This window comes from Chitinophaga cymbidii, assembly GCF_007992715.1.
In the GTDB taxonomy this organism is placed as follows: Bacteria; Bacteroidota; Bacteroidia; order Chitinophagales; family Chitinophagaceae; genus Chitinophaga; species Chitinophaga cymbidii.
Genome location: NZ_BKAU01000005.1, coordinates 701023 through 716151 on the forward strand (window position 1 = coordinate 701023; position 15129 = coordinate 716151).

Consider the following 15129-nt stretch of genomic DNA (forward strand, 5'->3'; position numbering starts at 1 on the left):
ATGCTAATACCATCTGTCGGCATGCGCCATTTCATAATCCTGTTTATACTTCTCCGGAATCTTGTTGTTCAGTATGCAGCTTGGTTCCAGGGAAGGGAAAATATCTTCGAAGGTGCGCACTTCATTCATGAAAACGCGGCGGTAGATATGCGAGCGCGTGAGCTTCTTGTAATCCTCTATACCGGCGGCGCCCATCAGCTCCACGAAAGTGCGGAGGGTGTCTTCATGATAATTGGCCACCCGCTGTTTTTTGTCGGAAACCACGAGGCCGATCGTCAGCGCCGGGTCTTGTGTAGCCACGCCGGTAGGACATTTATTGGAATTGCATTGCAGGGCCTGGATGCATCCGAGGGCCATCATCATGGCGCGCGCGCTGTTGCAGGCATCGGCGCCGAGCGCGATGGCGCGGATAAGGTGGAAACCGCTCAATATCTTGCCGGAAGCGATGATCTTGATATGATGACGGATGTTAAAGCCGGTGAGCATGTTATGCACGAATGCCAGTCCGTCCAGCAGGGGAGCGCCCACATGGTTGGAGAATTCCTGCGGCGCCGCGCCGGTACCGCCTTCACCGCCATCCACCGTAATGAAATCCGGATACAGGTCCAGTTCGATCATCGCTTTACAAATACCAATGAACTCGCTTTTCCTGCCGATGCACAGTTTGAAACCTACCGGCTTGCCGCCGGACAGCTCGCGCATTTGCTGCAGGAACAGCACCAGCTCTTTCGGGCTGTTGAACGCGCTGTGGAAGGGCGGGGAGTAAACAGTGGTATTCGGCTTCACGTGGCGGATGGCAGCGATCTCCGGCGTATTTTTCTTTGCGGGCAGAATGCCGCCGTGGCCGGGTTTTGCGCCTTGCGACAATTTCAATTCGATCATTTTGATTTGCGGAAGCGATACTGTTTTGGCGAACACTTCGGGAGAGAAGTTCCCGTCATCATCGCGGCAACCGAAGTACCCGGTGCCCACCTGCCAGATGATATCGCCGTTGTGCTTGAGATGGTAGGGGCTGATGCCGCCTTCCCCGGTGTTGTGGGCAAAGCCACCGATCTTTGCGCCGGCGTTCAGCGCCTCGATGGCGTTGCTGCTCAGGGAGCCGAAGCTCATGGCGGACACGTTGAAGATGCTGGCGGAATAAGGTTGCCTGCAATCCTTGTTGCCGATGGTTACGCGGGGATTATGATCGAGCTTGTGAAAATCTTTGGGAGAAATGGAATGGCTCATCCATTCATATCCTTCTTCATACACGTCCAGCTGCGTGCCGAAGGGCATGGTATCCATTTCCTGCTTGGCGCGCTGGTAAATGGTAGAGCGGTCGATCCGGTTAATAGGGCGCCCGTCGATGTCCGATTCCACGAAATACTGGTACATTTTCGGGCGAAGGGCCTCCATCCAGTACCGCATGCGGCCGAAAACAGGGTAGGTGCGCATGATGGAGTGTTTCGTCTGCATCATATCGTTAATACCCATAATAAAAAGCGCTACAATCATTGCGAGCACTACATACCACCACGGGCTGGCATACCATCCGAGGAGGCTTGTGCCAATGATCCCTATCAGCCCGCTGACAATAAATCCTTTACGCATTGCTAACTTATTTTTTGACCAATGGCAAATGTAGGCAATAAAGCATTACGGCTGTTTAAAGGGGATGATCATTTTGTGACTGTTCTGCCAGATAGATGTGATTGCATTTGTCCGCCAGCTCGTGCAGCATGGCGTCCATATCATTGGTTAACCGTTCGATGAAGCCGAGGAGGCGTTCATTCTCGGGATTGGCGAGGTTTTCCTTGTCCATCAGCGCCATTACGCCAAGCATGGACGCAACGGGCTTCCGCAGGCGGTGGGAGCTGATGTAGGCGACTTCCATGAGCAGCTTGTTCTTTTCCTGCAGCTGCTCCACGATCTTTTTCTTTTCGGTGATATTGGTCTGTATGGTGATGAGGCGCTCCAGTTTCCCGGAAGCATCCATCACGGGCGTGATGTCCATCAGCACCCAGTAGGGCTGGCCCACGCTGCTGTAATTGAGTATTTCCACCACGCAGGGCTGCGCTGTGGCCAGCTTTTCCTGTATTTCCTGCATCGTAGCCTCCTGAGTTTCCGGTCCGTGCAGGAACGTGCTCGGCTGCAGGCCCCGCACTTCTTCCAGGGTATAGCCGGAAAGGTCTTCAAAGCTTTTGTTGACCCATTCTATCCGCGCTTCGGGATCGGAAATGATCACGGGGTTGTGGGTCATGCTGGCGATGAGGGAGAGTTTGCGTATTTCTTCCTGCTGCCTGACCTTGTCTTCCACGTCCATTAACGCTCCGATCAGGCGGAAGGGCTCTCCTTGTTCGTTATAGAGGATATAGCCGCGGCTGACCACATGGCGGTACTGGTCTTTCAGCCCGAGGAGACGGTATTCGGCCTGCCAGCGGCGTTCTTTCCGCCATATGGCTTCCTCGATGGTGCGTATCACTCTTTCCCTGTCTTCCGCGTGGATACGCCCCTGCCAATAGGAAACATCCGCACCCGTACCGCGGAACCCGTAGCATTGCTGCATTTTCTCGTTCCAGGTGATCACATTCGAGGCAAGATCATAATCCCATGTGGCGTCGTTGGTGGCGAGCGACAGCAGATCATACCGTTCCAGCGCTTTTTTGAGCTTCAGCTCGTTTTCCTTGTTCTCTGTTGCATTCCACGCCTGGCAAGCGACGCCGATGATCTTTTCCTGATGTATGATCGGTTCAAAAGACAGCCCAGCATATTTCCATTTTTCGTCGTTGCCCGGAATGACATATTCAAACAGCTGCCGCTCGCCGTTCAGGCATTTCCGGTAATATTCCTCCCAGAACGGCGCGGGTTCGTTGATACCGGTAAAAAGCCCCGAGTGATGCCGGAAAGAATTGTTCAGGGCGATCAGCTGCAATTGCGTATTCACGGCCCATACCATGTTTTCCGTACTGTTGATCATCGCTTTCAGCAACTGTTCCTGTTTGTTCAGCGCTTCATCGGCCATGTATTTATCGGTAATGTCGAATACGCTCACCACTTCCGAAGGATGCTTGTCGTACATCGTTTCAAACGCCTGGATGCGTACGTATATGAGCGTGCCGTCCTTTTTATAATGCCGCCACTGTCCGCCGGAAGTTATGCCACCGCGAAATTCTCCCTGGTTTTGCTGCAGCTTCGGGATATCCTCCGGCGGCCGGATGTCCAGTATCGTCATCCGCAAAAACTCTTCGCGGCTGTAACCGTAGAGGTTGACCGCGGCGTCGTTCACTTCCAGGAAGCGGAAATTTTCTGTGGAGAAGATCCACATAGGCTGCGGGTTCTCGCGGAACATCCGCATGTAGGCCTTCTGCGAAAGCTCCAGCCGCGCCATGTTCCTTTTGATAAGTCCGTACAGGAGGAAACTGGATAGTAAAATGTAGAGGACGCCTTTGAAATGCTGTCCCAGCCACAGCCGGTCGAAAGACATTTTCCAGGGAAGCTCGATTAGCAGTGTATCGGTAGCGAGAATCCATACGATGCCGCATATAGCGTACACTATAACAGTTGTAGTAGGTGTGATCGGTCGTTTCATAAAATGGTTTTTCAGGCTAACCCGCAACCATTCCTGAAAATAGAAAAAATCGCTGATGCTTCAGCGATTTTTTAATGGTAAAAATATTCTACGGTCTGCGCTTCCCATATGGCAGGCACTTCCAGCTTACGGACGAGTTTTTCCAGGGCGGATGCCGGTACTGCTGTTTCGCGGTTTTTATTCTGATGAAGCAGCTGCGCATAGGGTACTTCCACATACACGATCTTCACTTCGGCCTTGTAATCCAGGAAAAGGCTGATCAGCTGGCTCCGCATCTGGCGTGTGGTATTGGTCGCGTTCCATACGAAGCTTTTCTTCTGCCGCAGGAGTTCCCGCGCTTTTTCTTTGGCGGCCTGTATCGCCTGGCCGTTGCCGGTTTTATCGGTTGCGGGCGTTCCGCGTTCCTGCCGGATATCGTCCAGGGAAATCACCGGCAGGTCCGGGAAGTTTTTCCGGACGAAAGTGTCTTTACCGGCGCCGGGAAGCCCGCTCATCAATATCACTGTTGCCGCGGGTACGTCAAAGGGCACGTAATCCGGGTAGCCGTCTTCTTTCTGCACGTAGTGCAAACGGGCCTGGCCGGAAGCGAAGGGGCGGGGCGTGCCCCAGCAGCCATGCTCTTTACAGAACTCCGAGAAGCAGTCGATCCGGTACAAGAGGTCTGCCTGATCATGGCAGGTCCTGCCGAGCACATCGGACCTCGCCAGCAGCGCCAGCCATTCGGTGTTCACTTCCAGGCTGGCGAGAATGGCCGTTTTCAGCGGGTCGCGCCGCTCCAGGAGCCACAGCGGCAGGCTGTGGTGTTTCACCAGGCCGTATATCTGCTCACGGATGGGGAATGGCGCGGGCACATCCCGGTAAAGAATGCCCCGTGCCGTCTGCGCCCCCTTGCGGGCGTGGCCGGCGGAAGTGATCCTGCCGTCCGGTTCGGTGACCGTGGTGCTGCGTTTTTCCACGTCATGAAGGAGGGCCGCGGCCCAGAGGGTTTCACGGTCCTGCGGAGAAAGGGATTGATAAAAGCGGTCCTGCTCCAGCGCCGCCAGCACCATGCGGGTATGCACGTCCACATTCCCTTCGGCATGATGCACCGGGTCCTGCGGAATGCCCCGCATGTCTCTCACCCAGTCGAATTGCTGTTCGAGCTGTTCCCAGGATTTATTGTTGCTGATGGTCCACATAATTACCTCCTTTCATGGTTTAAGCGGGCCCGTTTCCAGTTGCGCGTCCAGTGGGAATCCGTCCGCACGTGCCCGTTGCGGGATCTCCTGAAGGTAACGCCAATAATCGTGCTGAATGCGGTCATCGCTAGTGGTGCCGGGCGAAAAGGGATAGTGATAGGTGCGGCCGTATTTTTGTGAAACAGTTATTTCCCCAGAGCTGCCAGCTATCCAAAAAATCCGGCCAGATACCAAATACCGGTTTTATGAAAGAAAAAGGCATAGCATCTTTGTGTCATCAAAAGAGATTTATCAAACGCTCCTCATCCATTACACCCCAAAATAGTCCGTTTGCACCCCAAAAAGCATCCCGTTGCTGACCCCAAAAAAGAAGGAGCACAATTGACAATGAACGACCCCGTACTGTTAAGGTACGGGGTTTTGTAATTCAGGCTTGAGCTTTGCGGGGAAACTTTCTATCTTTACCCCACACCGGATCACACAATCACGCATCAATCAATGAATGAACAGGCGCTCGTGCAGCAACTTATTTCCGGCGATCCCGCAGCCTTCCGTACGCTTTACGAGCGTTACGCTCCGCGCCTCGCGGCCTTCTCTGCAAAATTTCATGCCAGCAACGCGGAAACGGACGAGATCGTGCAGGAAACATTTATCCGCACCTGGGTGCACCGCCACCGTTTAGATCCCGGCCAGCCTTTTGAAGCATATATTATTACCATCGCAAAGAACCTCATCTATAATCATGTGCGCAAGATCGGGCACCAGCAGAATTATTTCCGGGAAGTCAGCGCCCATGCCGGTAAGCAGGAAGACCCCGCCGTACAGATAAGGGAGCTGCAGGACCTGATCGGCAAAGCCATGCAGCAATTGCCGGAAAAGTGCCGGGCCGTGTTCCGTAAAAGCCGGCTGGAAGGATATACCAATGCACAGATAGCCGAGGAAATGGACATTTCCCGGAGCACCGTAGAAAACCAGCTGAATAAAGCGTTGAAGATCATACGCAAAAACCTCGAAAGCCACGGTTACGGAACCACCCTCGTTACCATCGCTCTCATTATTTTCAAATAATTTTTTTACCCGCGTAGGTGCAAAAGCATACTCAGGTGTATGCTATATGTACCGGCAGAAAATCTAAAACAGCATCTGTGGAAAAGGACCTCTTAAAGCGGTATTTCGAAAACACCGCTTCGTCTGAAGAAATACAAAAGGTGAATTCCTGGCTGGCCGATACTACCAAACGGCCGGAAATACTGGCATGGATAGAATCATACTGGAAAGAGGAGAGGAAGGAAACAGCGCCGGTGCCGGCTTTTGAGGAGATGTTCGGAAAGGCGCTGGCCGCGGAGAAACAGGACAGCAAAATAGTAGCGCTGCGAAAGAGCAGGCGGACATGGACATACGCGGCGGCGGCAAGTTTAGTGTTTTTTGCCGCAGGCATCTGGATGGGCAACTACATGAAGAAGCGCTCGGTGCAGGCTGCCGGCAAATGGGTGCTCAGCAGCGCGCAGACCGGAAAAGGGCAACGCACGCAACTGTTGCTGAGCGATGGCTCTGAAGTGTATCTGAATGCGGAATCGGAGTTGATGTTCCCTTCGGAAGTCACCCTGCATCCCGTCGTATATCTGAAAGGAGAGGCTTATTTCAAGCTGAAAGATACTTCCCGCTCGCTCGTGATCAAAACGAAAGAGATCGTGGCAAGGGCCAAAGGCGGGCAGATCAATGTTTCGGCCTTCCCGTCAGACAGCACCGTTACGGTGTCTGTCGAGAAAGGAAAGGCGGAAATAGACCGCAACCGGGAAACCTGGCCGCTGACGAAGCTCCGGCCCGCAAAGAAAATGGATTCAGCGACAACTGTCATACACGAAATGAAGGACGGCGATCCGCATCCGCTGGTACAACTCCGGAAACCGGTAGTGGTCAGGGAAAACGAGCAGATGACCTTCAACAAGAACAATGGCAGCACCGATGTCAGCCTGCATACAGATGAAGAGATATCTAACTGGAAAGACGGCAAACTGGTCTTTAACCAGGCCGGAGAAAAAGAAATTACGGACAAGCTCAAACGCTGGTACGGCCTGAATGTGATCTTCACCGTACCGCTGGAAACGGACGAACACTATACTGGTGAATTTAAAGATGCAAGCCTGCAGGAGGTCTTGACGGCCATCTGCAACACGATGCACCTTGAATGCAGGATATACAGCGATGTGATATACCTGATCAAAAAGTAACTATTCCCTGCCCACATTACGTGGGACTGCAAAGCGCAGTTTATGGACCGCAAACTGATTGTTTAAAAACGCAGCTAGGAGCTGTGCGGAATCTTATTGCCAATAATTCAATCAAATACTATGCGCTTCAACAACATTTCGATCAACCATTATCTGTCCGGCGCCTTGACGCTGGGCCTGTTCCTTTTCGCGTCCTGCAAGAAAGAGGACAAACGCAGCAACCTTGCGGGGATCACCGAATTCAGCATTCCTTCAACGGGAGTGGAGTTCACGGTAGACCAGACAACCATGAAGATCTTCAACGAAGACAGTCTTGAATTTCAGACCGATGCGTCCGCACTCACGGCCAGTTTCTCCACTGTTGCCGGCGCTACTGTAAAAGTAGGCGCTACTGTTCAGCAATCCGGCACTACCGTTAATGACTACACGAATCCTGTGGTGTATACCGTAACGGCGGAAGACGGGGTTACTTCCCGCCAGTACACCGTGCAGGTGAACGTGGCGAAGCTGGATCCGAAGACCGTATCCTGGCAGAAGTCCGGGGACGCGGGCTTTGGCGCTTTCCATGATGTGAAGGCCGGGTTCTTCAACGACAAGTATTATGCGGTAGCATCCACGATCGGCTCTTTCGGCGCCTTTTCATTTGGCGTATATCAATCTGCGGATGGCGCTGCCTGGACGCGCCTGAAGGCAGCTGACAACAACGGCGATTCCATCCCGATGGCGGAACATGGCGCGCTGGTGACCGGCTTTAATAACAAAATGTGGATACTGGGCGGACATATTCCCGGTAGCGGGTTTAATTTCAGCAAGGTGACCAATAAAGTGTGGAGCTCATCCGACGGGCTTACCTGGACGGCAACCGAACCTGTAAATGCAGCAGACCGCTGGAGCATACGGGAACGCATCAACGCGGTAGTATTCAACGGAAAGCTTTGGGTGATCGGTGGCAGCGGCTACCCCGCATTCGGCAACACCAATTCGAACGGCACGGCTTATAATGATGTGTGGAATACTACAGACGGTAATACGTGGACGAAAGTAACGGACGCCGCCGCATTTACGCCACGTTGCAATCCTTCCGTATTCGTGTATAAAGACAAGATCTGGCTAATTGGTGGGATCGACAATGGTAAAACTTATCTGAACGATGTATGGACCAGCACGGACGGGCTTACCTGGACGGAAGTAACCACCAGCACAGCATTCACCGCACGCCAGGGACACCAGGTGATCGTGCATAACGACCAGATGCTGCTCATTGGCGGAGAAACCGCGGAAGGCACGCAGGCCGATCTTTGGGTTTCGGAAGATGATGGCGTGAACTGGACGAAAACAGAAGCCGGCGACGTGCGCGCACTGCCCGGGAACTACCCGGCCCGCGCTTATTTCAGTGCTTTCGTGAATGACAACGTGATCTGGGTATTCGGCGGTCGTTCAAAGAACGGCAACCAGTACACGAACGTTGCTGAAATATGGAAGGGCGGTCTTAACTAAAACACGGAAACATGCGAAATACATTGGTGCTGGCCCTGCTTTTCCTTGGTGGAAGCCAGGCGCTCCATGCACAACGTGATACAACAATGCGGAAGATCGATGGCACCGTGAAGTCCGCCAAAGACGGCACTGTAGTCCCATTCACCACCGTTAAGATCAAAGGCGCGTCAAGGGGCACCATTACGGACGAGAACGGGAAATTCCAGATACTGGCAAAGCCTTCGGATACGCTGGTGCTGTCTGCTGTGGGATTTCACAAGCTGGAATCCGCCTGCAAGACCTCCCTGCTTACGCTGGCGCTGCCCGTAGATCAGCGCACCTTCAACGAGGTGATGATCATCGGTTACGGTAACGAACGCAAACGCAACATCACCGGCTCCATCGCCTCCATCGATGCAAAGGAGCTGTCCAAATCCCCCGCCTTGTCATTCGACAATGCCATCATCGGCAAAGCGGCAGGGGTGAATATCATTTCCAGCTCCGGCGTGCCGGGGTCTGCTACCGCTATCACCATCCGGGGCCTGAGTACGCTCAACCCGGATGGTAACCAACCGCTCATTGTGATCGACGGCATTCCGGTGTATGGCTCGGGTAAAGACCTGAACAACCGGAATTTTAACAACTCCACTACACCGTCGGTCGGCTTTAACGGTACCTCCGTGGCTGATAACTATACGCCGCCACAGGATTTCGAGAACAATCCGCTGTCCGCCCTCAATCCGGCAGACATCGAATCCATCGAAATACTGAAAGATGCGTATGCTACCGCCATCTATGGTTCCAGGGCCTCCGCGGGGGTAATCCTTGTCACTACCAAAAGAGGTAAAAAAGGCGCGGAATCTTTCAACGTGCGGATGATCACCGGCACCGTGCAGCCCATCGGCAAATACAAACTGCTGAACGGCCCGCAGTACAATGAAGTATATAACAAATACTACAAAGAGCTGGGGCAGAACTATACGTTCAGCGGGCAGGATAATACGGACTGGGTGGATGAGATCACACGCACGGCCATATCGCAGCAGGCGGACGCCTCGCTGTCTGCCGGCGGAGAGAAAGCGCAGTATTATGTCAGCGGATCTTATACCAGCCAGCCTTCGTATGTGATCAATAACGATTACAAGCGGTACAGCGGCCGGGTGAACCTTAATTACCGCCCGTCCCAGGTCTTCCTGGCGGGGATCAGCATGTCCATGAGCTATGTGGACAATTCCTCCATGAATGCCATGCAGATCTACCGCGCGGCTTTGCAAAAAGCGCCGAACCTGCCGGTATTCAATGCGGACGGGAGCTATAATTATGGCCGCGGCACCAATCCTTTTGGCAGCATGGACGTGAACCCTGTTGCGGATGCGCGGCTCAATACCAACCGCCTGAGAACATCGGAAGGGCTGGGTAATATTTTCCTGGAGCTGAAGCCTTTGCAATGGCTGACACTTCGCTCGGAGTTCGGTACGCAGCTTAGCAACGGCGATGCCTACACGCGAAGGGTAAAGCGCCCGAGTGGTTATGGCGATGATGCCGTGAGCTCCATTTCGCAGAACCGGAAGATCGTTACAAACAATACGATCAGCGTGCTGAAAACTACCGGCGATCACTACATCAACGCAGTGGCGGGTCAGAGCTTCGAACATTCCACCGAATCCATTTTGTCGCTCGGCGGCTACGGCTTTTTCAATGATGCGATCAAAAGCATTGCCGCGGCCAATAACAAATATGTGAAAGCCGCGCTTACGCAGCGGTGGGCGCTCAGTTCCTTCTTCGGAAGGCTGAACTACGAGTACCGGAACAAATACCTGGCCGGCGTCACGTACCGGCTCGATGGCTCGTCGCGTTTTTCGCGGAACCGCCGGTATGTGGGCTTCCCGTCGTTCTCCGCGGGGTGGCGCCTTTCAGAAGAACCGTTCCTGAAGGAAAAGAAGTGGCTGGATGACCTGAAGCTGCGTGGCAGCATCGGTTTCACCGGTAACAACAACTCCACTTCCTACTATGGAAGCCAGGGGCAATACCAGCTCAACGACGATAATCTCAGCTACGCGGGAACACCCATCCTTGAAATCCTCCAGCCGGACAATCCCAACCTGAAATGGGAACGGACCCGCTCCATCGACGTGGGCCTGGATGCTACGCTCTTGAACAGCCGCATCAACATCACCCTGGATTATTATCACCGCCGCATTAAGGACATGATCCTCTCCTCCGCCATTCCGCTCTACCAGGGCTGGGTATCGCAGCCGCAGAACATCGGGGATATGATGAACGCCGGCCTGGAATTGACGGTGAGGGCCGAGATCATCCGCCGGAAGGATCTTGCCTGGTCTACCAACTTCAACATCTCCCGCAATACGAACAAGATACTCCGCCTGAACTTCAGCGGCAAGGAAGTGGGCCTGGCCAATGATGCCTGGAAATACATGAAAGCGGGAGAGCCCGCGGCACAGTTTTACCTGTATGACTGGCGGGGAGTAGATCCCATGTCTGGCAATCCGCAGTGGAGCGACAACAAGGGCAACGTCAGCTTTACGCCGCCCGCGTCATTGTTTGCCGTGGTGGAAGACGTAAATGATTTCAGGCGTTCTTACGGCAGCAGCCTGCCAGATTTTTACGGCGGTATGGGGCATACGCTCAACTGGCGCAACTGGGAGCTGGACGCATTCTTCTCTTTCTCCGTGGGGAACAAGATGATCAATGGATCGAGGGCTACACTGCTTACTTATGTAACGGAAGATGCCTTTAACCTCAGCACGGAAATTCTGAACTACTGGCTGGTGCCGGGTCATGAAACGGACATCCCGAAGCTGGTCAACAATTCCGTAACCACTTCGCCCGGCAGCGCCTCGGGCCTCCGGGACTATACCACCAGCAGGACCAACAGCCGCTTCCTGGAAGACGCTTCGTATCTCCGCCTGCGCACCCTGCGCCTGGCCTATACCATCCGTCCGGAAAAGCTGAAGTTCTTACGCTCCCTGCAATTGTTTGCAGCCGGCACCAACCTGTTCACGCTCACCGGCTATTCCGGCCTGGACCCTGAAGTCAATGCCTTTGGGTCTTCCGCTTTGCAGTCGGGGTACGACGAGCTGACCATGCCGCAAACTAAAACGTATCAATTCGGAATCAACGTAGGATTATGAGAAAGTTGTTTTTTATATCGGTGATCTGTTTTATCGGTTGTAACCGGCAACTGGACCTTGCGCCGGAAAATACGCTGACGGACCGTGAGGTGTTCAAAACAGAAGCCGGCACCGAACAGGCGCTGGCTGAGGTTTACTTCAACCTGCTCGATGCGGTGACCAGCAACATCGCCTATGTATACGGCGATTTTACGACGGATAACCTTCGCCACAGCACCTATTACGATATTTACGCCAACGGGCAGAGTACGCCGGACGATGCGGTGATCGCGGACCTGTGGACGGTCTACTTTAAATCCATTAACCTTGCCAACAACGCGATTGCCAACATCCCGGCGTACGCCGCCTACCCGAAGGAAGTGCAGGACCCGCTGGTGGCCGAAGCGCGTTTTATCCGCGCCTATGCTTACCTGGATTTGCTGAAGTTCTTCGGAGACGGTGCGCTGAGCGGACAGATGGAAGGAAGGGGATTGCCTTTGCAGCTTACGCCGTTCAAAGGATATAATACGGGTGAAGTGATCGCCCGTTCCACCAATGCGGCCGTATATGCGCAGATCATCAAGGACCTGGAGGAAAGCATTCCTTTCCTGAAAGACAACCAGTCCAGCGACCTCCGCACACGCTCCCGCGCCACCAAAGGAGGTGCGCGTGCCCTGCTGGCGAGGACCTATCTCTATATGGGACGGATGGAAGAAGCGGCCGCCGCGGCCAGGGAAGTGCTGACGAAAGTGCCGGCCATCTATGAGCTGACATCTTCACTGACCAGTCTTTTTCCCGCCAATCCTAACGGCACCGCACAAACGCTCACGAAAGAATACCTGCTGGCCTTCCCCGTCAGCCACATGACCAGCTCATCCACCAGCATGAATAACAATCTGGGCAACGGGTATTATTTCAAAAGATCGTTCTGGATCAACAGCGGTTTTACGCAGTCTTTCGAAGCGGGAGACAAGCGGGTGAGCGAACTGATGTTCAAAGGTGACCAGGTATATAACCCGGACCATTTCAATGAGCTGACCACCTTCAAGTTCAACAATTCGAATGGCCGGGACAATGTGCCCGTGATCCGGCTGGCCGAGGTGATGCTCACGGCTGCGGAGGCCATTGCGGAAACGGAAGGCGTAACCCAGGACGCCGTGAAATGGCTGAACGATGTACGCAGCCGCTCATTGCCCGATGCAACGCCTTACACCGTTGCAGACTTTGCGGACGCGCAGGCGCTGGTAAACACGATCTTGCAGCAACGCAGATGGGAACTGGCTTTTGAAGGGCATTACCGTTACGACCTGATCCGTACAGGCCGCCCGTTGCAGACGCCGGACCTGGAAGAGAAGCGTAAAGTACTGCCGGTGCCGCAGTCGGAAATAGATATTTCAAACGGGCTGATCCAGCAGAACACAGGCTATCAAAATTAAAAACCACATTATATGTACGCAGTTAGAGGAATTGTAAAATTGGCAGCAGCAGCTATTCTCACGTTATGTTGTTCGGTGACCTATGCACAGCAGTCTGTGCAGTTTGAAGACATCAGCTTTGAAGCCGCCGTGGCTAAGGCCCGGTCAACCGGTAAGCTGGTATTTGTAGATGTCAGGGGCATGAATATTATGCCGGTGACGAAAGAAGTGGAATCAAAAGTATTCACGCAGGATTCCGTGGCCGACTTCTTCAACAAAAATTGCATCAACATCCGGGTGAACATGAATTCCGAAGCCGGAAAGAAGTTCGCACCGCATCTTGCCATGCTCATGTATCCCGTGTATGTGTTCTTTGACAGGGATACCACCCAGATCGATTTTGTAGGCGCCGGCCTTGTAGTAAAGGATCATTCGCTGCTGATGGAAAAAGCGCGGAAAGCGTTGTCGGAAGCGGAAATGCGTGCACGCAATACCCGCTCCATCACCTTTACGAAGGGTTCCTGGAAAGAGGTGCTGGCGAAAGCGAAGAAAGAGAACAAGCTCATCTTCCTGGACGCCTATACCACCTGGTGCCGCCCTTGTATCATGATGGCGAAGAACGTATTTACGCTGGACGAGGTAGCGGATTACTATAACGGCCATTTCATCAATGTATCGATGGATATGGAAAAAGGAGATGGCCCGGCGCTGGTGAAGAAATACAGGATCAAGGCTTATCCGGATTTTCTGTACATCGATGGGGATGGAAAGATCGTTCACCGCAACGGCGGCTATAAGGAAGCGCCGGAGTTCATTGCGGTAGGTAAACAAGCACAGCAAAACAAAAAATAACATGAGAGCATATACGATCATATTTAGCCTGTTGCTGTCGCTCAGCTTCCCGGCAAAGAGCCAGATAGCGTTCAGGGATAGCAGCTGGACGTGGAAAGCCATGCTGGCCGAAGCAAAGCAGCAGAACAAGCTCATCTTCATGGATGCCTACGCCGTATGGTGCGGCCCTTGTAAATGGATGACGAAGAACGTCTTTAGTGTGCCGGAAGTAGGGCAGGTGTTCAACCGTAATTTTATCAATGCTTATATCGATATGGAGAAAGGTGAGGGTGTTGCGCTGCGCAAGCAATACAACATCCGTTTTTACCCCACCTATCTTTTCATTAACGGCGATGGCGAAGTCGTGCATAAGGTGGTAGGGCAGACAGATACGGTTAGCTTCATCCAGCATGGCCTGGATGCGATCAGTCCGAAACGCAACCTGCTTTATCTCAGCCAGCATGCAGCTGAGAACACGCCCGTTTATCTTCAGGCGCTGCAAAATGCGTATGAGCAGGTGGAGGCCGGTAAGGTGGCATTGTCCTGGCTGGAGGCGCAGCCCGCCAATACCTGGATAGAGGCCGCCAACTGGGAGATACTGAAAGAGCATGTCAAAGACGCATCTTCCGCGCCGTTCCTGTACCTCACAGCGCATGCCGCGGACTTCGGCAAACGCTATGGACAGGAGGAGGTGGAGCAGAAGATCTACAGCACTTTCCTGAAATGGCCCCAGCAGTACATCAGTTATCCGGATAAGGGGAAAGCGGTGCTGGATGAGCAGGGGTTCAAAGACTTTCTGGACAAGCTTGAGCAGACCAGCTATGCAAAGAAGGCAGAGGTCAGGGCGAAAGCGAAGCTCACGGTGCACTATTCCCTGCGTGACTGGAATAAATATACGGATGTGGTGAACCGCATGCTGTCAGCAAAGCTCATCCCGATGAACGCCACCGGGGGCGACTGGCTGTACGGTTATGCGCAGAGCATCCACCGTTTCGGCGGCGAAAACAAAAAAGCGCTGAAGGAAGCGACGGCCTGGGCCAAATTGCTGACCACGGATATTCCAGGGTTGAATGCCAACCAGAAAGTGATCTACCTGGACCTCTACGCTAACCTGCTGGAGCAGAAAGGAGATCATGACCTCGCTGCGACCATTCGAAAGAGCATGGATAAGGAGAAGCTGGAAGCGGCCAAGTCGGGCATGTCATTTCAAATGCTTAAACCGATTACACCCACTAAATAAATCATTACTATCCCTCTATGAAAACTTTAAGGCTGCCCCATGTCTCCTGCGGGCAGCCT

10 protein-coding genes are annotated in these 15129 nt (G+C 53.4%); 7 read left to right on the forward strand and 3 right to left on the reverse strand.

Annotated elements, in window-relative coordinates:
* Positions 1 to 3 precede the first annotated feature (3 nt).
* From CCY01nite_RS21490 to CCY01nite_RS21500, 3 genes are all read right to left on the reverse strand, one after another.
* Complete coding sequence (locus CCY01nite_RS21490; RefSeq protein WP_146866087.1) at positions 4 to 1590, reverse strand: FMN-binding glutamate synthase family protein; 1587 nt, start codon at positions 1588 to 1590, stop codon at positions 4 to 6.
* Between the two features lie 55 nt (positions 1591 to 1645).
* Positions 1646 to 3568, reverse strand: a complete 1923-nt coding sequence (locus CCY01nite_RS21495) for a PAS domain-containing protein (protein WP_146866089.1) — start codon at positions 3566 to 3568, stop codon at positions 1646 to 1648.
* Positions 3569 to 3639: 71 nt separating this feature from the next.
* On the reverse strand, positions 3640 to 4746 hold the full coding sequence (locus tag CCY01nite_RS21500; protein ID WP_146866091.1) for an AAA family ATPase: 1107 nt from the start codon (positions 4744 to 4746) through the stop codon (positions 3640 to 3642).
* Between the two features lie 498 nt (positions 4747 to 5244).
* On the opposite strand from CCY01nite_RS21500, the gene CCY01nite_RS21510 reads away from it, so the two are divergent.
* The 7 genes from CCY01nite_RS21510 (at position 5245) to CCY01nite_RS21540 (ending at position 15070) form a co-directional block, all read left to right on the forward strand.
* Positions 5245 to 5814 carry an RNA polymerase sigma factor gene (locus CCY01nite_RS21510; RefSeq protein ID WP_146866093.1) on the forward strand — a complete coding sequence of 190 codons (570 nt, stop codon included), beginning with the start codon at positions 5245 to 5247 and terminating at the stop codon, positions 5812 to 5814.
* A gap of 77 nt (positions 5815 to 5891) precedes the next feature.
* Complete coding sequence (locus tag CCY01nite_RS21515; protein WP_146866095.1) at positions 5892 to 6977, forward strand: FecR family protein; 1086 nt, start codon at positions 5892 to 5894, stop codon at positions 6975 to 6977.
* 120 nt (positions 6978 to 7097) lie between these two features.
* Positions 7098 to 8474 (forward strand): Kelch repeat-containing protein, encoded by a 1377-nt coding sequence (locus CCY01nite_RS21520; protein WP_146866097.1) that lies wholly within the window; start codon positions 7098 to 7100, stop codon positions 8472 to 8474.
* A gap of 11 nt (positions 8475 to 8485) precedes the next feature.
* A complete protein-coding gene (locus CCY01nite_RS21525) occupies positions 8486 to 11605 on the forward strand; it encodes a SusC/RagA family TonB-linked outer membrane protein (protein ID WP_146866099.1) in 3120 nt (1039 codons plus the stop codon).
* Positions 11602 to 13020 (forward strand): RagB/SusD family nutrient uptake outer membrane protein, encoded by a 1419-nt coding sequence (locus tag CCY01nite_RS21530; protein ID WP_146866101.1) that lies wholly within the window; start codon positions 11602 to 11604, stop codon positions 13018 to 13020. The genes CCY01nite_RS21525 and CCY01nite_RS21530 overlap by 4 nt, the downstream gene beginning before the upstream one ends.
* Before the next feature lie 12 nt (positions 13021 to 13032).
* Positions 13033 to 13851, forward strand: a complete 819-nt coding sequence (locus tag CCY01nite_RS26785; RefSeq protein WP_222614463.1) for a thioredoxin fold domain-containing protein — start codon at positions 13033 to 13035, stop codon at positions 13849 to 13851.
* A 1-nt stretch (position 13852) separates the two neighbouring features.
* Positions 13853 to 15070: a thioredoxin family protein gene (locus CCY01nite_RS21540; RefSeq protein WP_146866103.1), complete on the forward strand. Its 1218-nt coding sequence runs from the start codon at positions 13853 to 13855 to the stop codon at positions 15068 to 15070.
* Positions 15071 to 15129 lie beyond the last annotated feature (59 nt).